Origin of the sequence: Psychrobacter sp. T6-5 (assembly GCF_052258485.2) — a bacterium.
Lineage (GTDB): Bacteria > Pseudomonadota > Gammaproteobacteria > Pseudomonadales > Moraxellaceae > Psychrobacter.
In genome coordinates this window covers 2,113,499-2,136,831 of the sequence record NZ_JBQQEY020000001.1, presented here as the reverse complement: position 1 = coordinate 2,136,831, position 23,333 = coordinate 2,113,499, and the positions used below count along the sequence as shown (strand labels likewise).

The 23,333-nt window shown below is 44.2% G+C and carries 21 protein-coding genes; 12 read left to right on the top strand and 9 right to left on the bottom strand.

What is annotated here, in order from left to right; all coding sequences use genetic code 11:
* Positions 1–197 precede the first annotated feature (197 nt).
* From xthA to ACTXGK_RS23790, 3 genes are all read left to right on the top strand, one after another.
* Positions 198–1,022, top strand: coding sequence for an exodeoxyribonuclease III (gene xthA, locus ACTXGK_RS23800; RefSeq protein ID WP_443515386.1), 825 nt, complete (start codon positions 198–200; stop codon positions 1,020–1,022).
* A gap of 171 nt (positions 1,023–1,193) precedes the next feature.
* Positions 1,194–2,417 carry a bifunctional glutamate N-acetyltransferase/amino-acid acetyltransferase ArgJ gene (gene argJ, locus ACTXGK_RS23795; RefSeq protein WP_443515387.1) on the top strand — a complete coding sequence of 408 codons (1,224 nt, stop codon included), beginning with the start codon at positions 1,194–1,196 and terminating at the stop codon, positions 2,415–2,417.
* Between the two features lie 397 nt (positions 2,418–2,814).
* Positions 2,815–3,213, top strand: coding sequence for a DUF4377 domain-containing protein (locus ACTXGK_RS23790; protein ID WP_394210923.1), 399 nt, complete (start codon positions 2,815–2,817; stop codon positions 3,211–3,213).
* A 120-nt stretch (positions 3,214–3,333) separates the two neighbouring features.
* Here ACTXGK_RS23790 and ACTXGK_RS23785 read toward each other — a convergent pair whose 3' ends face one another.
* Complete coding sequence (locus tag ACTXGK_RS23785) at positions 3,334–4,767, bottom strand: L-serine ammonia-lyase (RefSeq protein WP_443515389.1); 1,434 nt, start codon at positions 4,765–4,767, stop codon at positions 3,334–3,336.
* Between the two features lie 535 nt (positions 4,768–5,302).
* On the opposite strand from ACTXGK_RS23785, the gene ACTXGK_RS23780 reads away from it, so the two are divergent.
* On the top strand, positions 5,303–6,727 hold the full coding sequence (locus tag ACTXGK_RS23780) for a solute carrier family 23 protein (RefSeq protein ID WP_443515391.1): 1,425 nt from the start codon (positions 5,303–5,305) through the stop codon (positions 6,725–6,727).
* 145 nt (positions 6,728–6,872) lie between these two features.
* On the opposite strand, the gene ACTXGK_RS23775 is transcribed toward ACTXGK_RS23780, so the two are convergent.
* Positions 6,873–7,805 carry a DMT family transporter gene (locus ACTXGK_RS23775; RefSeq protein ID WP_394210920.1) on the bottom strand — a complete coding sequence of 311 codons (933 nt, stop codon included), beginning with the start codon at positions 7,803–7,805 and terminating at the stop codon, positions 6,873–6,875.
* 380 nt (positions 7,806–8,185) lie between these two features.
* Between ACTXGK_RS23775 and ACTXGK_RS23770 the strand changes: the two genes are divergently transcribed.
* Positions 8,186–9,196, top strand: a complete 1,011-nt coding sequence (locus ACTXGK_RS23770) for a WG repeat-containing protein (RefSeq protein WP_443515393.1) — start codon at positions 8,186–8,188, stop codon at positions 9,194–9,196.
* A 104-nt stretch (positions 9,197–9,300) separates the two neighbouring features.
* Here ACTXGK_RS23770 and ACTXGK_RS23765 read toward each other — a convergent pair whose 3' ends face one another.
* Together ACTXGK_RS23765 and ACTXGK_RS23760 are read right to left on the bottom strand one after the other, a co-directional pair.
* The gene (locus ACTXGK_RS23765; RefSeq protein WP_443515395.1) at positions 9,301–10,350 is read right to left on the bottom strand and encodes an alpha/beta fold hydrolase; all 1,050 of its coding nucleotides are present in this window, start codon (positions 10,348–10,350) and stop codon (positions 9,301–9,303) included.
* 27 nt (positions 10,351–10,377) lie between these two features.
* Positions 10,378–10,542: a rubredoxin gene (locus ACTXGK_RS23760; RefSeq protein WP_057759803.1), complete on the bottom strand. Its 165-nt coding sequence runs from the start codon at positions 10,540–10,542 to the stop codon at positions 10,378–10,380.
* 347 nt (positions 10,543–10,889) lie between these two features.
* Here ACTXGK_RS23760 and ACTXGK_RS23755 point away from each other — a divergent pair, with 347 nt between their 5' ends.
* Entirely contained in the window at positions 10,890–11,456 is a 567-nt protein-coding gene (locus ACTXGK_RS23755; protein ID WP_371531413.1) for an adenine phosphoribosyltransferase, read from the top strand.
* Positions 11,457–11,542: 86 nt separating this feature from the next.
* Here the strand turns inward: ACTXGK_RS23755 and ACTXGK_RS23750 are convergent, their stop codons facing one another.
* Positions 11,543–11,995: a surface-adhesin E family protein gene (locus ACTXGK_RS23750; protein WP_427643408.1), complete on the bottom strand. Its 453-nt coding sequence runs from the start codon at positions 11,993–11,995 to the stop codon at positions 11,543–11,545.
* 102 nt (positions 11,996–12,097) lie between these two features.
* Positions 12,098–13,042: a transaldolase gene (locus ACTXGK_RS23745; RefSeq protein ID WP_443515397.1), complete on the bottom strand. Its 945-nt coding sequence runs from the start codon at positions 13,040–13,042 to the stop codon at positions 12,098–12,100.
* A 499-nt stretch (positions 13,043–13,541) separates the two neighbouring features.
* Between ACTXGK_RS23745 and pheA the strand changes: the two genes are divergently transcribed.
* The 6 genes from pheA to ACTXGK_RS23715 all read left to right on the top strand — a co-directional run bounded on the left by pheA (position 13,542) and on the right by ACTXGK_RS23715 (position 20,777).
* Positions 13,542–14,714: a prephenate dehydratase gene (gene pheA / locus ACTXGK_RS23740; protein WP_058024282.1), complete on the top strand. Its 1,173-nt coding sequence runs from the start codon at positions 13,542–13,544 to the stop codon at positions 14,712–14,714.
* A gap of 95 nt (positions 14,715–14,809) precedes the next feature.
* A complete protein-coding gene (gene hisC, locus ACTXGK_RS23735; RefSeq protein WP_443515399.1) occupies positions 14,810–15,952 on the top strand; it encodes a histidinol-phosphate transaminase in 1,143 nt (380 codons plus the stop codon).
* A 338-nt stretch (positions 15,953–16,290) separates the two neighbouring features.
* Complete coding sequence (locus ACTXGK_RS23730; RefSeq protein ID WP_443515455.1) at positions 16,291–18,582, top strand: bifunctional prephenate dehydrogenase/3-phosphoshikimate 1-carboxyvinyltransferase; 2,292 nt, start codon at positions 16,291–16,293, stop codon at positions 18,580–18,582.
* A gap of 226 nt (positions 18,583–18,808) precedes the next feature.
* A complete protein-coding gene (rarD, locus tag ACTXGK_RS23725) occupies positions 18,809–19,759 on the top strand; it encodes an EamA family transporter RarD (RefSeq protein ID WP_443515401.1) in 951 nt (316 codons plus the stop codon).
* 57 nt (positions 19,760–19,816) lie between these two features.
* Positions 19,817–20,254 carry a dihydroneopterin aldolase gene (gene folB / locus ACTXGK_RS23720; RefSeq protein WP_443515403.1) on the top strand — a complete coding sequence of 146 codons (438 nt, stop codon included), beginning with the start codon at positions 19,817–19,819 and terminating at the stop codon, positions 20,252–20,254.
* Positions 20,255–20,273: 19 nt separating this feature from the next.
* Positions 20,274–20,777 (top strand): 2-amino-4-hydroxy-6-hydroxymethyldihydropteridine diphosphokinase, encoded by a 504-nt coding sequence (locus tag ACTXGK_RS23715; RefSeq protein ID WP_443515404.1) that lies wholly within the window; start codon positions 20,274–20,276, stop codon positions 20,775–20,777.
* Between the two features lie 170 nt (positions 20,778–20,947).
* Here the strand turns inward: ACTXGK_RS23715 and cysE are convergent, their stop codons facing one another.
* From cysE to ACTXGK_RS23700, 3 genes are all read right to left on the bottom strand, one after another.
* Entirely contained in the window at positions 20,948–21,859 is a 912-nt protein-coding gene (gene cysE, locus ACTXGK_RS23710) for a serine O-acetyltransferase (RefSeq protein ID WP_443515406.1), read from the bottom strand.
* A gap of 189 nt (positions 21,860–22,048) precedes the next feature.
* On the bottom strand, positions 22,049–22,927 hold the full coding sequence (locus tag ACTXGK_RS23705) for an RNA methyltransferase (RefSeq protein WP_443515408.1): 879 nt from the start codon (positions 22,925–22,927) through the stop codon (positions 22,049–22,051).
* Positions 22,927–23,307, bottom strand: a complete 381-nt coding sequence (locus ACTXGK_RS23700) for an Hpt domain-containing protein (RefSeq protein ID WP_443515410.1) — start codon at positions 23,305–23,307, stop codon at positions 22,927–22,929. The genes ACTXGK_RS23705 and ACTXGK_RS23700 overlap by 1 nt, the downstream gene beginning before the upstream one ends.
* Positions 23,308–23,333: the final 26 nt, after the last annotated feature.

Genomic DNA, 23,333 nt, shown 5'->3' with positions numbered 1-23,333 from the left:
CGAACGTAATTTATATATGCGGGTAAATAAGAAACCCAACAAAAAATAGTCTCTATTGTATTTATAATAAGCGCTACTCTAGCTCAAGATATAAGGCCATGCAACAGCTAGGACAGCCTAGGTCTGTTATCATAGACATTTGCATCGCATACATCTATATCAGCATCGTATTTTAATCAATCAGTATAGGACAGTTTATGACCCGTTTTGTCAGTTTTAATATCAATGGTATCCGCGCTCGCCAGCATCAGCTTGAGGCAGTGCGCGAGGTAATCGATCCTGATGTCATGGGTCTACAAGAGACCAAAGTCCATGACGATCAATTTCCACTTAATGACATAGAAGGTCTAGGATATCACGTAGAGTATTTCGGGCAAAAAGGACATTATGGCGTGGCATTACTGTCGAAAGTGGCGCCTATATTTGTACAAAAAGGTTTTCCTAGCGAAGATGCTGAAGCACAAAAGCGTTTTATACATGCACGCTATGAGTTTGAAGGGCGTGAAGTGGATGTGCTCAACGGTTATTTTCCACAAGGAGAGAGCCAAGACCATCCGACCAAGTTTCCAATGAAGCGTGCGTATTATGCAGATTTGACGGCTTATATTGACACGCTAAAGGCAGAAGGTCGTTCGATCATTGTCATGGGTGATATGAATATTGCACCAGAAGACATTGATATCGGTATCGGTGAGGTCAATGCAAAGCGCTGGTTGAAAAATAGAAAAACCTCATTTTTGCCAGAGGAACGCGAATGGTACTCAGCATTAATGTCGCGTGAATTGACCGATACGTACCGTTTGCATTATCCAGAGAGTACTGAGTTATACAGCTGGTTTGATTATCGCAGTCGCGGCTTTAATGATGAACCCAAGCGCGGTCTACGTATCGATCATATCCTATGCACCTCAGACCTCGTTAGTGAATGTATCGATGCTGGAATTAGCTATGAGCTGCGTGCTATGGAAAAACCCTCAGATCATGCGCCAATCTGGTCGGCATTTGATTTAAAAAAACCGTAATATTCAGATATAGTCAATCCACTATAAAAGCGTTACGGCGTTAACCTCGCTTGAAGTATGACATATACATCTGCACTCGGTTGCCTTGTACCACCTTTAAATTGGATCAACTATAGTGCTTATTACATCACCTAAAAACAACGATAAAAATTGAAAAATAAGGATTTTATTATGACTGTTGGAAACGTAGCAGTACCTGATACTATTTATCCCATTGATGGCATTAAGCTGAGCGCAACTGCCGCGGGCGTACGTTATAAAAATCGTGATGATTTGGTCGTGATTGAAATCGCTGAACAGGCCACGACCGCAGTTGTCACGACTAAAAACACATTTTGCGCCGCGCCTGTACGTATATTACGTGAGCACTTTGCCAACGCCAGTCCGCGATATTTGGTAACCAATACAGGTAATGCAAACGCAGGCACGGGCGCTGATGGTAAACGCCGCGCTACTGAAATCTGTACTGCCTTGGCTGACAAGGCTGGCGTAGAGGCTAATACAGTACTGCCATTTTCTACTGGCGTGATTGGCGAGCCATTAAATAGTGACGCGGTCATTGCAGGTTTAGACGATGCGCTGGCGAACTTGGCTTCTGACAGCTGGCTGGCTGCTGCTAATGGTATCCGAACGACAGATACTATCCCTAAGCTTGCTAGCCAAAAAATCGATGTTGCAGGTACTAGCTGTCATATCACTGGCATGTCAAAAGGCTCAGGCATGATACGTCCAAATATGGCGACTATGCTGGGTTATGTTGCAACTGATGCCAATATCGCCGCCGATTTATTGCAAGAGATGCTCAGCGCTATCAATGAGCAATCTTTTAATCGTATTACCGTTGATGGTGATACATCGACCAATGATTGCTGTGTATTGATTGCGACAGGCGCTGCCAGCTCAGATATGATTGATAGCCCAGAACATCCGCATTATCAACCTGTTTTTGATGCATTGACCGAAGTATTTGTACGTTTGGCACAGCTAATTGTGCGTGATGGTGAAGGCGCTACTAAATTCATGACCGTCAAAGTGACTGGTGGTCAGACCACGCAAGAATGTTGCGATGTGGCTTATGCAGTGGCGCATTCGCCACTGGTAAAAACGGCATTCTTTGCGAGTGATGCAAACTGGGGACGCATCTTGGCGGCAGTCGGTTATGCTGGTATTGACGACCTAGACACCGAGCAAGTCGATGTATATTTGGATGAGGTGATGATTTGTCAAAATGGCGGTGTCGCGCCCAGCTATACAGAAGCAGCAGGTAAGAAAGTCATGAGTCGCGCGGAGATTACCATTCATATTGATCTTGCTCGTGGTGATGCTAGCGATACGGTGTATACCTGCGATTTGTCATACGATTATGTCAAGATAAACGCTGACTATCGCAGTTAGAAAAGGGCTTGAAAGTTTCAATCCCAATAGATTTTTTTAAATCTATTTACAAAAAGCCAGAGTAAATATTGCTCTGGCTTTTTTGTGTCTAACACTAAGCTGTTATCAAATTACTCTGTCATTCAATACGCTTTATTAACATCAGTTGCAAAAGCTGACGTTACTTTACAAAGCAGTCATAGAGAGTAAGGTAAGTTGAGGCCTATACTTGCTCGGGTAAACAGATGATATTTACTACACCGCTAGTAAAGCTGGCTAGAGATTTCAATTAGCGTGACTCTAAATATCATCATGATAGAAAGAAGCTCTGTTGCATAAGAAAATGCAATAAGGTTTTTAAAATAATAAATTTAGATAGAAAACGAAGAATTATTACTAATTATCTGAGGATTGAATAATGAAAAAATTAGCACTTGCAGCATTGATGACAACTTTTGCTCTTACTGGTTGTTCTACTATGGACATGGACAATGAGCGTACAATGGTTGTAGAAGGACAGCCTATGAACGTCAAAGTGGTAAATATTCCAAGTTTTGAAGTAGAAATTGCACCGCGTAAAGCAGTTTGTGACCTGACTGCAACAGACGGTACGATGGTTGAATCACAGTGCCTACAGTATCGCCAAACTTATCAGAAAAACTACACCACTCTAAATGGTAATATACAAGGCTTTACTTACGAGCCAAACTACCGCTATGTCTTAGATGTACGCCAAGAAGCAGTCACTGCTGAAGGCTCTAATGTGGTCAAACCAGTTTGGATTCTAAACGAAGTCGTTTCAAAAACTGCTGAATAGTACAGCTTGAAAGTATACGCTTAATGAAAAGGCCGCTAATCTATTAGCGGCCTTTTTATTGATATGATATCTGCTGCGATGATGAGATAGCGTGGTTAAAGGTAAAATTTATCAGTTACATTAACATTGACTATAGTTAACACTAACACCGCGCGTTGCAGTAGGAATTCTATTATCAGCGTAGACAGCTAGGCCACCACGAGCGGTTTCTTTATATTTATCAGACATATCAGCACCTGTCTGCTTCATGGTTTCTATAGCCTTATCCAAAGAAACAAAGTGCTGGCCATTTCCTCTACAGGCCAGACGTGCTGCGTTGATAGCCTTGACCGCACCCATGGCGTTGCGCTCGATGCAAGGCACCTGCACTAGACCACCAATAGGGTCGCAGGTTAGACCTAAATTATGCTCAATACCGATTTCTGCCGCATTTAAACATTTAGCAGGTGTGCCATTCATGATTTCTGCTAATGCAGAACCTGCCATCGCACACGCCGATCCAACCTCGCCTTGGCAGCCGACTTCAGCACCAGAGATTGAGGCGTTTTGCTTTATTAGGCTACCGATAGCGGTGGCGTTCAATAAAAACTTGCGGACACCATCTTGGCTATAGTTAGGTAAAAAATCACGATAGTAGTGCAATACTGCAGGAATGATACCTGCTGCGCCATTGGTCGGTGCGGTCACGACTTTTCCGCCATTGGCGTTCTCTTCATTGACGGCGAGCGCGTATAAGTCTACCCAATCCATGGCGGCTAATTTATCAGTTTTGGTGATAGGTTGGTCTTTCTCTGCAGACAGTTGCATGTGCAAATCTTGTGCACGGCGTTTGACATCCAAGCCACCTGGCAAAATACCACCATTTTCACAGCCTTGCTTAACGCAATCTTGCATGACCTCCCAAATGCTATCTAGGTAGGCAAATACTTCTTCTTTGTCATGGAAGTGGCATTCATTGGCCAATACCAACTCGCTGATACTCAAGTCATACTGACGACATTGTTCTAGTAGTTCTGCTGCGTTATTAAAAGGATAAGGGACGCTATCGATCGTTGGGCTGGCATGATCTTCATCCGGATTGGTGGCATCCTCTTCATTGATGACAAAACCACCACCAATCGAATAGTAGGTCTGCTGATAACGAGTACCGTCAGTCGATATAGCACGAAGCGTCAATGCGTTAGGGTGATAGGGCAGGACAGTATCGTCGTACCAATAAATATCCTGCTCTGTATCAAATGCAATCGTGTGAATACCTGACACATCTAATGTTTTGCCAGAAAAAATAGGAGAAAGATAGCTGCTGGTCATACGTGTATCAATGGTGCTAGGTGTATGGCCAAGTAAGCCTAACAATATGGCAGTATCTGTTGCGTGCCCTTTTCCTGTCGCCGCCAAAGAGCCATAAAGCTCGATCTCAATCTTTGCGATAGCCGTCAGTTCCATTTGCTTGTTCAATGAGGCTAAAAATAAATTGGCTGCCACCATTGGTCCCACTGTATGTGAGCTCGAAGGACCAATGCCGATTTTAAATAGATCAAAAATACTAATCATAATGAGTTACCGAAAAATTCAAAAGCTTGAGCAATTGTGATGATTGCATTGAGCGCTTTTATTGAAAATATAATAGGCAGTCATCGCTCGCAGGCACCGTTAAAAGGTACTTGTGAGTGGCTGTCTATGGAAAGGGTGCTGTAAAAGAGTACAAGTGGTGACTGAATAATCACTTTTATTTATTTTGAAACTCCGCTATCATGCTCGGAGTCAACGACTATGTAACATCCTGTAAGTCAGTATCGCTATTAAGTATGCTAGCTTGTAGAAGACCAAAAGTATTTTTAATAGTACATATTACTCTCATACAACTAGCAAGGCTTGGCTATCATACCAAATAACACTTTTGGTTTGTCATATTACAACATAAATGAATGAATTGGGATGACATATTATAGGTAGAGGATTATAGCGTTTTTCTACCTATATGACCTGCTATCCATACAACCCTGTCTATCAGCCTCTCAATTCAGCTCAGTTTTTACTCTATCAGTTATTTTAGCCTATTACCTCAGCTCACATAGGACACGCGCGCATGCCATCTCAAAAAGACCCATCATCAGCTTCAGACAACAGCGCTCAAGATCAGTCAGCTCAAAACTCATTAGAGGCTGCAGGTATTGATTCAGCAGCCATCAGTTATCCGCACAATCCAGATTTTGAAAATGGTCGCTGGTTTCCGATATGGCGACCTTACAAAGGCGATTTGGATCGCGATCCAGTGGGTATCAATGATTATCTGCCACCATCAAAGAGTGTATTACTTGGTATACAACATACATTTGCCATGTTTGGTGCGACCGTCCTTGCGCCATTATTGATGGGATTTGACCCTAACTTAGCCATTTTGATGTCTGGTATCTGTACGGTGATGTTCTTTATGATCACTGGTGGGCGTATGCCAAGCTACTTGGGATCAAGCTTTGCTTTTATTGGTCCAGTGATTGCGGTGACTGCGTATGCAGGGGCAGGGTTCAATGCCAATTTGAATGTCGCGCTAGGCGGTATCATGGCCTGCGGTATCATTTATGCGTTGATTGGCCTGTTGGTGATGAAAACAGGCACTGGCTGGATTGAGCGCCTGATGCCGCCTATCGTCACCGGTGCCATTGTCATGATTATCGGTCTTAATTTGGCGCCAGTCACTATTCAGGGTGTATCTGCCAATCAGTTTGATGCTTGGATGGCCACGTTGACCGTACTACTCATCAGTGCAGTGGCTGTGTTTACCCGTGGCATGTTACGTCGTTTGCTGCTACTCGTGGGTTTGGTATTATCATACATTGCTTATTTTGTGATGACCAATATCCTAGGTTTTGGGACGGCGATCGATTTTAGCGCAGTTGCTGCGGCTTCATGGTTTGGCCTACCAAGCATTCATACCCCACGCTTTGAGATGAGCGCTATTATTCTCATTGCGCCTGTCGCCTTTATTTTGGTCGCTGAAAACTTAGGTCATTTTAAGGCAGTGGAAGGTATGACCAAGTCTCGCGTGACCCCTTATATGGGCCGAGCATTTTTTGCTGATGGCTTGGCAACGACTTTCTCAGCAGGATTTGGCGGTACAGGTGTGACTACTTATGCTGAAAACATCGGTGTTATGGCTGTCACCAAAGTATATAGCACAACGATATTTGTCGTCGCAGGTGTAGTCGCTATTATATTAGGGTTATCACCAAAATTTGGTGCCATTATCCAAACGATACCAGCGGCTTTATTGGGCGGCGCTTCTATCGTCGTTTTCGGTCTGATCACGATCGCTGGGATAAAAATTTGGATCGACAGTCACATCGATTTTAGTAAGAATAGTAATCTGATCATCGCGGCAGTAACTGTAATCATGGGTACAGGTAACTTTAGCTTGCACTTAGGTGGTTTTGATTTGGGTGGTATAGGTACCGCTACTTTAGCCGCTATTGTGTTGAATGCTTTGTTTAACCAAAGCTCTGACGTTAAATAAGTAATGCTGATCAGATTAAAGTTTGAGCCTATCGAATAAAAATAGTAAACGCATACCTTATCTAACAAAAAACGCCCATGCTATCTGTAGCATGGGCGCTTTTTGTTGAATGACGGTGTTGAGTAACCGTATCAATATTATTTAATTACTTATAGTCTCGCTTATAAAACCTTGAAAAAAATCGATAGCGGCGTAGGGCGCGTGGCTTTGGCTTTAGTGACCCTAAATAAATAGCAAACATGGTTAACAAGGCGCCGCCCCATTGTAAGCTGTTGATAGGTTTGTCCAGCCAGCTATAATCAATGACAAGTGCTGCAATAGGCTCAGTTAATAGTAACAAACCAGTCAGTGCCAGAGACAACTTGGGAATAGAGTAGGCAATCAGGCCCCATGCCAAACACTGCATCACTGTGCCGTAGATAAGCACCCAACCAATCTCCGACCATGTGTTGGGCAAGATATGACCTGTATCGAATATGAACATAGGCACAATCATCGCTAAGACGCCACCGATACTAATCAGCTGCATTAGCATAAATATCGGTGTCGGTTCAGTATCATGTGTCTTTCGAATAAAAGTCATCGACGCGGCTAGCATTGCTCCTGACACAATACCTGTGACAAACCCCCAAGTGGCCGCTGAATTGTGTGCAAATTCAGGGCTGCCTATCATTGCAACGCCCAGCATCGCTAAAAATAAACTGATGATCTGCACGATAGATTGGCGCTCATTGAAATATAAAAAACCAATGGCAGCTAAGAAGAAGATTTGTAAGCTATTGAGCAGGGTCGAAATACCAGGACCCACAGCATAAATGCTCTCGTGCCAAAGCGCCAAGTCTAATCCTAAGAATGCACCTGACAATAAACCATAAAAAATAGCACGTTTTGATTGTGGCATCTGTTGGCGCATCACTTTGGCTAAAATCGCAAAGACAATACCTGAAATGGCCAGTCGCCAAAATGACATCGCCCAGCCACCGATATCGACGTGAGCGACAATCAGACTGCCCAGCCCAAAGATAATGCAACCGATGACTAGGCCAATAGGGGCAGCGCGTGAAGAAGCAGTCGCCATAAAACGTCCTTATATTATTATTTTTATGGTACTAGACCAATGTGAGGGTTAGCCAAAGCCCTATTGTCGTGGTTTTAAGCAAAAAATGAAATGGTAAAACCAAAATTTATTCTGGTTATTAGATAGGTCGTTGCTATAGATAACCTATTAAACTACACAGTACGAAAAAGTCTCTCGGGCAGTAGAACCATCTTGTGACCTTACTCACACAATAATGCTTGCACAACAGCGCTTATATAATCGAGTCACATCCTTACAGGAATGACGTTGGCGCTGATATCACAATTTGTTAATCTAGTACTCATAAAATCATCAGTCATGATTCGCTATATCAAACAATCTATATTTTTTTCCTAGGTTTGCTTATGCTCCGACATTTTATGTCAAAAATACAACCAAATGTGACCTCTAGTTTGCCTCTAAAAGTATCGCAATTTAGCTTTGCGATAGGTATCGTCTCTAGTGTATTTTTTTTAATGCCTAGCGCCCAAGCGGCTGGTTGCAAGCTCCCCAAAAGCTACTATAAAAACGTCTCTTGTACGTCTACTAGCGGCTATTTTTTGGCAATAAAAGATTTTGGTGCGCCAGTTGCTCTGATTGACAGCAACGGTAAAAGGGTCGTTGAGTTATCACGCTATCAGAAAGTCGATGCCGACAAGATATCGGGCGGGTTACTACCTGTATTGCGCAACAGTCGAGTCGGTTATCTCAATATGCAGGGCCGCGAGGTCGTGCCTGCAATGTACGATATGCTCACAGGGAATCAAGGGTGGGCACGTCCAGTATCTGAAGGCCGTATCGTCGTAAAAAAAGATGGTAACTACGGTGTTATCAATACCTCCAACAGCACGGTTGTCTCGTTTTCAGCATCGATTGATGAGATCGATGATTATCGTAATGGGAGAGCGCGCGTCCGTAAAAACAGTGCGATAAGTTGGTTGGATAAAAATGGTAATGCGACGCGTGATCCAAATGCTCAGGATGATAGTCAGTCGGCTAAAAAATCCACAGCTTCTCCTAACAATATATCATCACAATCAAGACAACCTGCACCTACACGTTTTACGACGTTACAGTCACGTCAGCAAGATGGAAAATGGGGCTTTGTTGACGACAACGACGTTACGATGATTACCTATTCGTTCGATGAAGTTCGTCCATTCTCTGAAGAATTCGCGGGCGTTCGTATCGGAGAGGAGTGGGGCTTTGTCAATCTGGGCGGTGAGCTAGTGATTCCTTTTCGCTTCACTAATGATGGGGTATTGGCTGATGATAATTATAAGGGTCAACCCTCATTTGTATTTACAGGTGGTAAGGCATGGATCGGCAATTTAAAAAATGGCAATAAAATGTGTATCGATAAAGAAGGTACAGGTGTCAGCTGCGATTAGCGTTATATCTATAATTGGTATACAACGAAAAAGAGCGTAAATCCTATCCGTTATCGATAGGATTTGCACTCTTTTTTATGGCTAGTGTTACTATGAGATAATAGCTATTTTTCTAACAAATGATTGCTAATCAAATCGACCATATAAGGCTGATAATATTCTGGAATATCATGCGCCATACCTTCGATTAAATGAAACTTGGCATTAGGGATGGTTTTTGCCACCACTCGACCTTGTGACGCCGGTAGTAATCCGTCAGCACTACCATGTAATACAATCGTCGGTGCTTTGACTTGCTTACTAAAGCGACTGATAGAGCCTGATGCCAAGATGGCATTGAGCTGCTGCACCGTACCGAGTGGGTGAAAATTGCGTTGATAGCGAATTTTGGCAATTTCACGCACCATGCGCACATTGACGTGACCTGGTGTACCAACAGTTTTCATAAACCAGACACTATGGCGTACGATATCACGCTCAGAGTGGCTCTCTGGGCGATTGATGAGGGTGTATAGCTGCTTAGGTCTTGGCGGTTTTAAAAATGCTCGATTGGTCGTGGTAAACATAAGCGCCATACGCTGTACCAAGCTTGGATAACGTGCCGCCACAATTTGTGCAATCATCCCGCCCATAGAGGCACCAAGCAGATGCGTTTTGCCAAGCTTTAGCGCCTTGATCAAACGCGCGGTGTCTTCTGCCATGTCAGTCAAGTTATAAGCAACCTGAGTGCTTTTGTTCGATAGACCCGTTTGTAGACGTACCATCATTTTGAGCTGGCTGATACGAGGTAGGCCCTCGATCTGTACTTTAGAAGACAGGCCGATATCACGATTGTCAAAACGGATCACAAAAAAACCAGCATCAATAAAGCGCTTAATAAAATTGTCTGGCCAAAATATCATTTGCGAACCCAGTCCCATGATCATCAGTAGGGGTGGGTTGTTAGGGTTGCCACCCGCTTCGACACACAGCTCTATACCATCACCAATATCAATCATCGCTTGATGAAGGTGTTGGCTAAGATCGGAGTCGCGCCACTGATGATCCCCAAACCGTTGCCATTCAGGAGTAGGGTAAAAGTCTAGAGTGTTGTCTAAACTGGTATCTGACGTTTCCGGCAATTTGGCACTATTAATGTCATTTGATGTTGTCATGAAGTGTCCTAATTAGAGGGTCATCTACTACAGCTCAAGCATCTCAAAATCAAGCTTGCCGACACCGCACTCAGGGCAGGTCCAGTCATCAGGGATATCTTCCCATTTGGTACCAGGGGCAATACCTTCTTCAGGGCAACCAAGCGCTTCGTCATAGATCCAGCCGCAGACAATACATTCATAACGTTTCATAAATAGTCCTATCGATCATTACCAGTGTCACAGTGCGTCATAAACGCTTATATTTCGTATTACAGTCATTATATTAGACGGTAAAAGCGCACGTAGTTTAGCATATAACCGTTATTTTCATAGTTAAGTTTACACTTGTATATTGAGATGACTTATCTTTTATCAAGGTATGAGTTCGTACTATTTTGCTGCGACCAAATACAATATCGGTTGCCAATCTGCAATAAGAAAGTCAATTATGCTATAATAATCGCCGCTAAATTCACAGTGTTATCCATTATTTAGCACTGATACATTCGTATTTAACTATTATCTAAACCATATAAACACACACGCTAAGGGTTTTCATGAGTATTAACGCCGCCACATCTGCCACTACCGAAAATGAGACGACTACGATGCTCAATACTGACCATCCGTTTTGGCAGATTATTCGCACAGTACCAGACTTTCCAAAAGTCGGCATTGATTTTTATGATATTACCCCGTTACTACGCAGTCATATTGATGCTGTCATCGATGCGCTGCTTGCCGCATTGCCAGAGGGACTGATGGATGAGGTGGATTGCTTAGGGGCTGTTGAAGCACGTGGATTTGTATTTGCCAGTATGCTAGCAGGCCGTCTGGGCAAAGGCATGATCTTGCTCCGTAAGCCAGGTAAACTGCCACCACCTGTCGCTAATAAAGCATATGCGCTTGAGTATGGGAAAGACACGCTTGAGATGCAAAACAACTTGCCACCTGAACGCGTACTACTGGTCGATGATATCTTGGCGACTGGAGGCACATTGACGACCGCTTATGAGTTATGCCAGTCAGCCGATCATACTGTGGTCGGCGCATTAGTTTTATTAGATTTGGTTGAGCTACACGGCGAGTTCCCAGTACCTGTCTATACGGTACTAAAGGCGTAAGTCTGATTGTTCAAGAAAATTTATAGAGTATAAAAAAGCGCCCTGAAAATAATCAGGGCGCTTTTTTTGTGGTGAGTCTAATGATATTACGATTTGTTTTGCTCGTAGCTTTTACAGGCGTACTCGATCAGCGTGCGACCAACGGTCTTTGGTGTGGTGATCTTAAAGTCTTTGGTGGTCAGTATGGGCTTTTCTGATTGCCAAGACTTAATGACTTTATTATCAGCACTATAATCGACGTAAGCTCTTTTATAGTAACTGAAATCTTTACAAGAAATCAGTAGTTGCTGATCGCTATGATGGATGGGTTTTTCTTTCACTGTGCTCTTATCTTTTTGCGTAGGATAGGTTCTTAGCAAAGAGACAGTGATGTTTTCGACGTCTTTTTCGTCTATGATGTTGATGTCAGAGTGTTCGATAGAGTCTACATCTAAGCTAAACGTCGATCCAGAGTCGCTCTCGGTCACCTCTACCCAATTGACCGCATAGGCGCTGGTCATTAAAACACTGCCTGCCAATAACATTGATAGCCGTTTCATACTTAAGCCTTGCTTCTTGTTATCTGAAGTCGCTCATGATAGCCAACTTACTATGGGCAGGCAAATATCTTTTGTGCCAGACGAGTGCTTATTGTGCCTCGTTTATTGCCCGCGAATGGCCGCTAACGTCTTCGCAAGCTCATCACGTGCCCCAATAAAACCATCAATACCTTTTGGTAATAGGTCTTGTGTGACCTTGTCTTGCTGATAGGCCGCGCTAAACTCTTCATGCGTCAAGCTCACTTGGCTCATCGCTTGCATATCCATGGACATGCTCGGCGATAACTGACGAGGCACATCAATATCCATGGCTGCCAGCTCATCGATTAGGTTGGGCGCAATGGTTAACAAATCGCAACCTGCGAGTGCCAATATCTGCTCAGTCGAGCGGAAACTTGCCCCCATGACTTGCGTATGATAGCCATGCTGCTTGTAGTATTGGTAAATAAGTTTGACAGATTGTACGCCCATGTCTTCAGAAGCTGGCACGTTTTGACGGCTTTGCTGGCGTTTTTGCCAATCTAAAATACGCCCTACAAAAGGAGAGATGAGCGTCACGCCCGCATCTGCGCAGGCGATTGCTTGATGCTGACCAAATAATAGAGTCAAATTACAGTGAATGCCTTGGGTTTCAAGATAACGTGCCGCTTCAATTCCCTGCCAAGTTGCTGCCATTTTGATCAATACTCGCTCTGAGTCAATGCCAGCTTTTTGATAAGCGTCCATAAAAGCTAAGGCTTTGTCGATCGTCGCCCCAGTATCATAAGACAAACGCGCATCGACTTCGGTAGAAACGCGCCCTTCAATAAGTGCCAAAATATCACAACCAACTTGAATGGTTAGGGCATCAATCACCGTATCTACATCGCCATTATGGCGGCTCATTGTTTCTGATAGCATACCTTGGTTATCAGGATGAATGAGGGCTTTGGTGATAAGGCTTGGATTGGTGGTCGCATCGATGGGTTTTAGACGGGCAATAGCAGCAAGGTCGCCAGTATCAGCGACAATGGTCGTCATAGTACGTAATTGTTGTAATGCGCTCATCAGGTATCCTTTTTCTTATTAATGATGTGGTGCTCCTCTTATATATCGCAGGGTAGGGAGCTGAATGGAAACTGTAACACAGTTTTCTACGTGTGTTTGCTCATAGTTGTGCTATGCGCCACTGTCATATCACTTAACTGTGATAATATTAATAATAATTTGCTGGCTTATCACTATTTACGAATGGGCACTGACCTGAGTTTTTGCTATAGTAGAGCCGGTCATCCGCTGGTCTTGCTTACTTTGCGACCAATATAGCAGTAATACCAGAGAACGCCAATGACGCGCGATGTTTCTGATAGACTGTTTTTGGATGATGGTTAAAATAGTTTTGGTCATTGACCGCTATTTACCAATGACTTCATAATGACACTCTCAACCACTATCGGTATGTAGAGATAGTCGAAGCATTTAAAAAACACAGTAAAATTTAGCAGATATTCATATCTAAATATTAGTAATACCTAACAGTGATAAAATCTAAAAAGGATGGGCGGTAATGAGCGAGCAGTCACCAGAACAAACCATGGACAATCTAAATCAAACCGCCGCAGGCGCTAGCGACACCGCAACTGAAAAAGAGTTTTTAGACAATATTCGCCAAAACATTGATGCTGTCGACTGCGAAATCCAAACGCTCATCAATAACCGTGCCAAGCTGGCGCAACAAGTGGCAGCGGTAAAGAAAAACCACACTGCCGCTGACGACAATACCAACCCTATCTTTTATCGTCCTGAGCGTGAAGCACAGGTGTTAAAAGCGGTTATGGAGCGCAATACTGGTCCAATCGCTGACGAAAAGATGGCGCGTTTGTTCCGTGAGATTATGTCGGTATGCCTAGACTTAGAGGCGCCGCAGCGTATTGCTTTCTTAGGACCAGTTGGCACCTTTACCCATGCCGCTGCACTAAAGCATTTTGGCAAAGCTGCTGATACCGTACCAATGACGACCATTACCGATGTATTCCGTGAGGTTGAAGCAGGCACTGCGATGTATGGCGTTGTCCCTGTCGAAAACTCTTCAGAAGGGGTAGTCAATCATACCTTGGACGGATTCTTATCTTCTACGCTAAAAATTATTGGTGAAGTTGAACTACCTATTCATCAAAACTTCTTGGTCGCTGAGCATACTAAGCTTGATGGTTTGAGCCGTATTTATTCGCACCAGCAGTCATTGGCGCAGTGCCGTCATTGGCTAGATGTGAATTTTCCTAATGTGGAGCGCGTTGCGGTATCAAGTAATGGTGAAGCGGCGCGTCGCCTCAAAAACGAATGGCATTCAGCAGCAATCGCTGGTGACGTTGCGGTTGCAGAGTACGGCTTGCATAAGCTTTATTCAAACATTGAAGACAACCCAAGCAATACCACCCGTTTCCTTATCATCGGTCATGAGGCCATTGCGCCTTCTGGTCAAGACAAAACCTCCATCGTTGTCTCAGCCCATGACAGAGCTGGTGCATTGATCGAAATCTTGAAACCTTTGTCATATCATGGCGTATCGATGACCAGTATCGAGACACGTCCTGAGCGTCCTAATAAGTGGGCATATGTGTTCTTTATTGATATGAACGGTCATATCAATGATCCAAATGTCAGCGCCGCTATCAACGATATTCGCCCACTGGTAAAAGATCTGCGCATCTTAGGCTCGTATCCAAAAGCAGTATTGTAGAAATATATCGGCTCATCTATTCGTTTGTTTATCGATCGAGATTGACAACTAATAGATGGGCGATCGCATTTAGTGATAACACTTAAGGATAAATCATGCAGCCTGATCAATTGACAGCATCAAACCTATCGCCATTAGCGCCAGCTTACGACAGTATTCTGGCGTTGGCACCTTATCAGACAGGTAAGCCAATTGAAGAGCTGACGCGCGAATATGGTGTCTCAGATGTGGTGAAGCTGGCTAGCAATGAGAACCCGATGGGGTGCTCACCGCGAGTGACGCTAGCGGTCACTGAGCAGTTGGGTCAATTGTCACGTTATCCTGATGGCAATGGCTATTATCTGAAGCAAGCGTTGGCTGACTTTAATGACGTTAAAGTCGAGCAGATTACGCTTGGCAATGGCTCTGATGATTTGCTCGATATTTTGGCACGTAGTTTTGTGGGTGCTGATGATGCCATCGTCTATAGTCAGTATGCGTTTGTGGTCTACTCTATGCTGGCGAAGATGCAAGGCGCGATGGATGTTGAGGTGCCTGCCCACCGGTTTGGTCACGACCTAAAAGCCATGAGTCAAGCAGTCCAAGATAATCCCAATACCAAAATTGTCTTTATTGCCAATCCCAACAATCCAACTGGCACGCAGCTAGACCGCAAGGAGCTGCGTCAATTCGTTACGAGTGTGCCAAGTTCAGTCTTGGTCGTATTGGATGAGGCTTATATCGAGTATAGCCCTGAGAGTAATAACCGCGCATTATTAGATGAGTTTGATAATGTCATCATCGTGCGCACGTTTTCTAAAGCTTATGGGCTGGCAGGTTTACGTGTGGGCTATGCATTAAGCTCGGTGGCTGTCGCAGAGTTATTAAATCGTATTCGCCAGCCGTTTAATGTCAGCCGTGTAGGTCTAGCTGCTGCCGCTGCGGCACTTGCTGATCAAGATTTTATTGAAAAAACGCGCCAGATGAATGATGAGCAAATGCGTTGGTTAGAAAAGCAGTTTGATACATTGGGATTGGGGTTTGTGAAGTCGCATGCCAATTTCATTATGGTTGAGGTGCAGGTTGAGATGGAAGATATAACTGCGGCGTCAATCCATCAAGCACTCCTGGAGCAAGGCGTTATTGTTCGGCCGTTAGGCGCTTATGGGCTGCCAAACTGGTTGCGTATTACGGTGGGTGTGGCCGAGGACAATTTACGTTTGATTGATACTTTGCGTTCTATTCTGAGTGAAGACTAGGGCATGTCCCTAATTCAAACGTTTATCACTAAATGGGCTAAAAATGGCTAAATCTTTGACAAACGGTGTTAAATATCTGGTCAATATCTCGATATTGTCTGCACTATTTTCCTTGTTTGCCTGCGATTTATCTCATTTTTATCACCATTTTTAAAATAGGGACACGCCCTCAGCACATCCATCGATATGTTTTGATCAAAGGTATTATTTAGTAAAAAGTGATCTTAACTAGCCATTAAATTATATAACGCTGGGATTTACCGAAATGTATCCGAGCGCGTTCAACGAGAAAAGCCGTGAGTCGTCAGAAAAAAAACAATCTTCAGCCCTCTTTAAATATGCATCGACCTATATTCGAACAAGTTTGTGTGATTGGACTTGGGCTCATTGGTGCTAGCTTTGCGCAAGCCATTAAAGATAATGGCTTAAGTGAGCGACTGGTAGCAGTCGATAGGCATGCACCAAGTATCACAGAAGCCATCGAGCATGGTCTGCTTGATGCTGGTAGTGCAAACCTACAAGACGTCATAAGCGGTAGTGATTTAATCATCATTGCAGTGCCTGTACAGGCAGTACAAGCTGTCTTTATTGACATCAAAAATGCGATGGATAATGAACAGCTTGCCGCTGACTGTATCTTAACGGATGTCTGCAGTACCAAGGTCAATATCATTGACGCGGCCAAAGCGGTGTTTGGTTCGTTGCCAGTAGGGTTGGTGCCCGCGCATCCAATTGCTGGGGCTGAAAATTCAGGGTATCATGCCAGACGCGCCAATTTATTTGTCAATCATAGTGTCATTATCTGTGAGCTAGCTACCACAAGCAATGTCGCGATTACTAAGTTGCGATTATTATGGGAATCAGTGGGTGCAAATGTTATATCGATGGATGCAGGTCACCATGATCGTATATTAGCGCATACCAGCCATTTGCCGCATTTGCTTGCCTTCAATTTGGTTGAGCAATTAGCAAGCCATGATGATAATTTAGATATGTTTCGTTATGCCGCTGGTGGGTTCCGCGATTTTACGCGTATCGCCGCAAGCGACCCTAAAATGTGGCATGATATATTTTTTGCCAACCAAAGCGCCATTGTGAGCGCCCTTGATGAGTATGGTGTCTATCTGCAAACCATGCGCCAGCTCATCATTGATAAAGATTCAACCGCCCTGATGGGACTTTTGGGCCGCGCGCAAGCCGCACGGCGACATTTTGGCCATATGTTAGCCAGCACCCCTTATACGGATACTTCTGCCATGTCAGCTTCTTATAATATTACCCCTAGCAATACGGTCTCTGGCACCATTGCCATTCCTGGTGACAAATCTATCTCGCATCGCAGCATCATGCTTGGCAGTCTTGCCACAGGCGTAACCCACGTTACTGGATTTTTGGAAGGGGAAGATGCCCTTGCAACGTTGCAAGCATTTCGTGATATGGGTGTGACCATCGAAGGCCCTGATAATGGTAACTTGACCATTCATGGTGTCGGTATGAATGGTTTAAAACCTAGCAAAACGCCATTGTATATGGGGAATTCAGGTACGAGCATGCGCCTGCTATCTGGTATCTTGGCAGCGCAATCATTTGATAGCGTATTAACGGGTGATACCAGCCTAAACCAACGCCCGATGGAGCGTGTGGCTGCACCGCTACGCAGGATGGGTGCTGTCATCCAAAGCACGGGTCATAGTGGTACGGCACCGCTTAGCATTACGGGTCGCGATGCAGTTGGTAAGCCATTGCAAGGCACCGAATATGATATGCCAGTGGCGTCAGCACAGGTAAAGTCGTGCTTGCTGCTAGCAGGTCTATGGGCCGAGGGTACAACGACGGTCACTCAGCCTGAAATCAGCCGTGACCATACCGAGCGTATGCTATCAGCCTTTGGTTATCCGGTAACCGTAGAAGGCAATCGTATCAGTGTCACTGGTGGTGGCACACTAACAGGTGGCGATATTGCGGTTCCTGCTGATATCTCATCTGCGGCATTTTTTATGGTAGCAGCAGCTATTAGTCAAGACAGCAAACTGACCTTGACCCAAGTCGGTATCAACCCTACGCGTACTGGCGTTATTGATATTCTAAAATTAATGAATGCAGATATTAGCCTAAGCAATGAAACGCACGTTGGCGGCGAGCCAGTGGCTGATATTACGGTTCGCAGCTCAAACTTGGTCGGTATTGAGATACCGGAGCATCTCGTACCGCTAGCGATTGATGAGTTCCCTGTACTGTTTGTCGCGGCTAGCTGTGCCAAAGGGCGTACCGTCTTGACTGGTGCTAAAGAGTTACGCGTCAAAGAATCAGATCGTATAGCGGTGATGGCAGAGGGCTTACAGACGCTTGGCATCGATTGTACTGTCACTGATGATGGGCTGATTATTGAAGGCAAAGGCACCGCTACTGAGAACGGCGATATAAATAACAGCCAGCCTGTCTTTGGTGGTGGTCACATTGTCTCGCATCATGACCATCGTATTGCGATGAGTTTCTCTGTTGCGAGTCTGCGTGCTGCTGAGCAAATCACCATTGAGGGTACGGAGACGGTCAATACCAGCTTCCCAGGTTTTGCTGAGCTGGCTAACCAAATCGGTATGTCTATTCAAGTGGATACTGACGCTGAATAAATGAATGAGTGTGGATCAATACGCTCCTATGATCATGCGCTGTAAAGTATCCATAAAAAGTTCAATCTAATATTGTTAGCAATGTACTCATGTCACTATTGGCATGAGTACATTGCTTTTTATCTTATAATTTCACTGTAGTGACCCTGCGCTTTCACGATTCGATTGATAATAATAATCAGAATTAGGTGAGGGTGCGCTTTGCTCTAAAAAGTTGTCCTGTACTATGACTACCCAAAATGTCGTCAAAAAACCTGTTGCCCCGATTACCACAACCAGACGCGGCATTATCACTGCGCTTATTGCCTTTTTTATCTGGGGTGGTTTTCCTTTATACTTTAAGCAATTATCCAATTATGATGCGACCGAAATCATAGGACACCGTATTGTTTGGACGTTTTTTTGCCTACTCATTGTATTGGTAGCGACCAAGCGTTGGGGGTGGATAGAGACGCTCAAACAAAACCCAAGATGGATCGCGTTGTCGTTGGTATCTGGCTTGATTATCGCAACCAACTGGCTGACCTATGTATGGGCGGTCAATCACGATCGTATCCTTGAGGCCAGTTTGGGATACTTTATTGGGCCATTGGTGGGTGTTGGCCTATCGATGATTTTATTCAAAGAACGCCTGCGCACGCTACAATGGGTAGCCATTGGCTTTGCATTATTGTCTGTGGTCATTCAAGTGGTGATGCTTGGTAGTCTGCCGTGGATATCATTGATTTTGGCGTTCAGCTTTAGTACTTATGGCACCATTCAGCGGCAAACCCCATTGACTGCTGTCGATGCTATGTTTGTTGAAACGGCCATGCTAGTCCCTTTATGTATTTGGTGGTTTTGGCAGTCTGATGTGGTCAGCCATCAGCTAAGCTTTTGGTTCAGCGCAAACATTTGGTTATTGATGCTCGCAGGCCCGATTACTTTGATACCGCTATTATTATTTAATAAATCGACCAAGCTTGTGGCATATAGTATCTTAAGCTTTATGAATTATCTGACGCCGACCTTTATTTTCTTCTTAGCGGTATTTTATTACAATGAACCATTTGATCTACATCGTCTGGCAGTATTTGGTTTGATTTGGTTAGGGTTACTCTTATTTAGCATTGATCTGTGGCGACATCGTCCAAGTAAAGTGTTAAAGGCTGAGCGTCTCCGTGAAGAGGCTTTGTAATCGGTTAAGTAAAGAGCTAAAAATACGAACAAAAAATTAGCAAACAAGGATGGAAGCATGTTTCATACGCAGTCTGATGTTGTATTTATAAAAGGTCTAAAAGTTGAAGCGGTCATTGGTGTGTTTGATTGGGAGCGCGCCATTATTCAGCCGTTACTGATCGATATCGCGCTTGAGACGGATATTAGCCGTGCCGCTGTGTCAGATGATGTCAGCGATGCGCTGAGCTATAAAGAAGTCTGCGATGATGTGAGCGAGTGGTGCAAAGAAATTCAAGCAAAGCTGCTTGAGCATTTGGCCAGTCAGATCTCTGATAAGCTATTTGCAAAATATGACTGTCAAAAAATCACGTTGAGCATTGCCAAGCCGACTGCCATTGCCCAAGCAGATGCGGTAGGGGTACAAATAACACGCTATGCGCCAGCATCAACTAACGAGTCAGCTACTAAAGACGTTACCAAAGAAGTTAATGACAGCCAAGCTGATGATGTATAAAACGTCAATGAATTTGAATATGGCAACGCTAACACAATGCGCACCTGAAACTGTGCAAGCGCAGTCTGTGGCAGAAGTGGTGTTAGCGCTGGGTAGCAACTATCAAGCTGAGAGGTATCTACCGCTTGCTCGAGAGAGTTTGGCAGCGCTGGGTGAGATACGACTATCTACGGCTTTTCAAAACCCTGATTTTACCGCGACTACCCAATTACCAAAACCTGACTATACCAATCAATGTGTACATTTAGCACTGAGTACACCGATGAGTTTGCAGCAACTACAGCAAACCTTTAAAGCGCTTGAAGGTGATTGTAATAGACGTCGACAGACTGAGCCAAAGCAAGTGCGACGAGTGACGATGGATATTGATATTTTGATGGTCAAATTGGCTACTATAGAAAATAGCCTAAGCAAATATTCGACATTTAAATCAATATCTGATTGGATTGTAATGGCCGATCGTTATCCGTTTAAAGCGCATGAAGTTGTAGGGATTGAAGAGTTGACTGCATTTACTGATTAGTTGTTTGAATAGCGTTTTAAGAAAAAATTGATAATAAATAGACAGTTAGTGGGGTGACTTGTTTTAACTCACACTGATAACATCTGATATTTTTGCAGTAGATAAGACTAAGGGGTGTACAGTATATTGTACGTCCCTTAGTCTTATTTGTTTTACTGAAACTCTCGTATTCACTTCTGCTCGTTATCTGCTGCATCGATATCAGCACGACCAATCACATCTAAATCTTCTAGACAAAGCTTATCGTATTCTTTTTTACAAAAGTTAGGATCGATATCACACATTGCTGACTGCAACTGATCGAGACGATTCTCTGATTGTTGAATGTGTTCGAGCATTTTAGCAAACGCTTCTGCGACAGGGTCTTGTGAATAGGGATCGATACCATAAGCACGGAAGGTATTGGTGCGTTTTGCAGTAGAAGTGGTGTCAGCTGCTTGATCCTTGATGCTCTCGCCAGCTTGCGCGACTTTTTCTTGTTGCTTGGCATCTTGTACTTTTGTCGCGATGGGATTGCCTTTTTCATCGTGATGATCTGAGATCATACGAGCGGCACTACCGACCATCGTAGCGCCTGCTGGTACTGGTTTGACTACCACTGCATTCGAGCCAATTTTGGCGTTTTTGCCGACCGTAAATGGCCCTAAGACTTTTGCACCAGCACCTACGGTTACACCATCTTCTAGCGTTGGGTGGCGTTTGCCATTATTCCAAGATACACCGCCTAAAGTAACACCGTGATACAACGTCACGTCGTTGCCAATCTCAGCAGTCTCACCGATGACGACCCCAACACCATGATCGATAAAGAAACGTTTACCAATCTTGGCAGCAGGGTGAATCTCAATACCTGTAATAATACGCGAGCCATATGAGATGACGCGAGCCGCCAGTTTCTGTTCATGATTCCACAGACAGTGCGCACCGCGATGTAGAATGAGCGCATGGATACCTGGGTAGGTTAGGATGACTTCCAGACTATTGCGCGCTGCAGGATCGCGGTTAAATACCGCATCGATATCTTCTTTCAGATCTTTTTTGATGCTGACAAGCGATCTGAACAATTTGGATGGCAATGACATAAAGCGTCCTATCTATTCGTCGGTAAAGTAGCGTTGCTAAAGTAGCAATGTCTTTATTTTATGGTCATGATGGTTAAATAATAATGAGAGTATGTTGTTGCTCATTTTTCCTAAGTTATAACAGCTTTGTACCGCAAAATATAGTAAAAAGCTGTCAAATGAAGGCGAGCTGATAAACAATGACTTGTTTTAATCTTTGGATAATTTTGCAATCAAAGCGCTTAATAGCTGATACTCTTTTTGATCAAGCTGTATGCGTGATCCCAGTCTGGATAGGCGTGATGGCAATGACTTTAGATGTTCGCTATTTGCCAGACCACGCTGTACCATAAGATCAGTAGTACGCTGAGTAAGCTGTTGCAACTGCTGCTGATTGATAGCAGGCTCATCCCATTGTTGACGTAAATTCACATTAATTGTCGATTGGGAAGCGGTATTCTCGTCTAAACTGTCCGCTGTCTGAGTATGCGCTTGAGCATAAGCAAAAATAAAGCTGGCAATGACTTGCACTGCTGAGGCGACATTTAATACAGGGTAAGCAGGGTTGGCGTCAATTTGAATGTGATAATCAGCATAAGCCAACTCTTCATTGGTCAACCCACGATCTTCACGCCCAAATAAGATAGCGATATTTGGTTTGCTAGAAACAGCGTCTGATGAGGTGTTAACGTTATTATCATTTGCACTTAAAGCCGACTGTGTATCGATAAAGTCGAACATGATTTTGGCAGCCTGCGTGGGTGTCACAACAGGGCGCGGCATATGACGACTGCGACTGCTGGCTGCAAATACCAGCTGACAGTCGGCAATGGCAGACTCTAGAGTAGGTGCGATCACAGCAGATGACAGCAGCTCACTACCACCTGCCGCATGAGAGACACTGGTCTCATCAATTGGCAATTTGGGATCGACAACGGTCAAACGGGACAAGCCCATTGTATGCATGGCGCGTGCGGCTGAGCCGATATTGGCAGGCAAAGTCGTATTGACCATGATGACTTGTAAGCAGTCGAGGTAGTCATTCACTGTACAGGCTTGCTCAGTAGATGATGAAGAGTCGTTACTCATTATTGCCCCAATCTTTGATTGATTTCTTGTTCAGCACGTTGTAATGCGACAGCGATTTCTTCAATCAGATCAGCTTGTTCACTAATGTGGCGCTCACGGCAGCATTCTTGTAGCTGGCTGCTAAGACGAACCAGCTGAGTCGTACCCAAATTGGCACTTGCGCCTTTTAGGGCATGAGCGGTTTCAAAGCCATTGGCGTTATCATCTTCTTGCTGAGCGATTCGCAGTGCTGCAACGCGTTTTTGACTATCATTGAGGTACACTTGTATCAGCTCGACGAAGTCTTCTTCTAGCAAGTCACGCATGTCTTCGAACTGTTCGTGATTGATAATCTCTTCATCAGTCTGACCAGTCATATTATTATTCGTCATGTCAGTCATGGCTTTTATCCAATTGTTAAAAGTTA

Excerpts from the sequence above, each read along its gene's own strand:
- xthA (WP_443515386.1), top strand. The coding sequence starts at position 198 with ATGACCCGTTTTGTCAGTTTTAATATCAATGGTATCCGCGCTCGCCAG.
- argJ (WP_443515387.1), top strand. The coding sequence starts at position 1,194 with ATGACTGTTGGAAACGTAGCAGTACCTGATACTATTTATCCCATTGAT.
- ACTXGK_RS23790 (WP_394210923.1), top strand. The coding sequence starts at position 2,815 with ATGAAAAAATTAGCACTTGCAGCATTGATGACAACTTTTGCTCTTACT.
- ACTXGK_RS23785 (WP_443515389.1), bottom strand. The coding sequence starts at position 4,767 with ATGATTAGTATTTTTGATCTATTTAAAATCGGCATTGGTCCTTCGAGC.
- ACTXGK_RS23780 (WP_443515391.1), top strand. The coding sequence starts at position 5,303 with ATGCCATCTCAAAAAGACCCATCATCAGCTTCAGACAACAGCGCTCAA.
- ACTXGK_RS23775 (WP_394210920.1), bottom strand. The coding sequence starts at position 7,805 with ATGGCGACTGCTTCTTCACGCGCTGCCCCTATTGGCCTAGTCATCGGT.
- ACTXGK_RS23770 (WP_443515393.1), top strand. The coding sequence starts at position 8,186 with ATGTCAAAAATACAACCAAATGTGACCTCTAGTTTGCCTCTAAAAGTA.
- ACTXGK_RS23765 (WP_443515395.1), bottom strand. The coding sequence starts at position 10,350 with ATGACAACATCAAATGACATTAATAGTGCCAAATTGCCGGAAACGTCA.
- ACTXGK_RS23760 (WP_057759803.1), bottom strand. The coding sequence starts at position 10,542 with ATGAAACGTTATGAATGTATTGTCTGCGGCTGGATCTATGACGAAGCG.
- ACTXGK_RS23755 (WP_371531413.1), top strand. The coding sequence starts at position 10,890 with ATGAGTATTAACGCCGCCACATCTGCCACTACCGAAAATGAGACGACT.
- ACTXGK_RS23750 (WP_427643408.1), bottom strand. The coding sequence starts at position 11,995 with ATGAAACGGCTATCAATGTTATTGGCAGGCAGTGTTTTAATGACCAGC.
- ACTXGK_RS23745 (WP_443515397.1), bottom strand. The coding sequence starts at position 13,042 with ATGAGCGCATTACAACAATTACGTACTATGACGACCATTGTCGCTGAT.
- pheA (WP_058024282.1), top strand. The coding sequence starts at position 13,542 with ATGAGCGAGCAGTCACCAGAACAAACCATGGACAATCTAAATCAAACC.
- hisC (WP_443515399.1), top strand. The coding sequence starts at position 14,810 with ATGCAGCCTGATCAATTGACAGCATCAAACCTATCGCCATTAGCGCCA.
- ACTXGK_RS23730 (WP_443515455.1), top strand. The coding sequence starts at position 16,291 with ATGCATCGACCTATATTCGAACAAGTTTGTGTGATTGGACTTGGGCTC.
- rarD (WP_443515401.1), top strand. The coding sequence starts at position 18,809 with ATGACTACCCAAAATGTCGTCAAAAAACCTGTTGCCCCGATTACCACA.
- folB (WP_443515403.1), top strand. The coding sequence starts at position 19,817 with ATGTTTCATACGCAGTCTGATGTTGTATTTATAAAAGGTCTAAAAGTT.
- ACTXGK_RS23715 (WP_443515404.1), top strand. The coding sequence starts at position 20,274 with ATGGCAACGCTAACACAATGCGCACCTGAAACTGTGCAAGCGCAGTCT.
- cysE (WP_443515406.1), bottom strand. The coding sequence starts at position 21,859 with ATGTCATTGCCATCCAAATTGTTCAGATCGCTTGTCAGCATCAAAAAA.
- ACTXGK_RS23705 (WP_443515408.1), bottom strand. The coding sequence starts at position 22,927 with ATGAGTAACGACTCTTCATCATCTACTGAGCAAGCCTGTACAGTGAAT.
- ACTXGK_RS23700 (WP_443515410.1), bottom strand. The coding sequence starts at position 23,307 with ATGACTGACATGACGAATAATAATATGACTGGTCAGACTGATGAAGAG.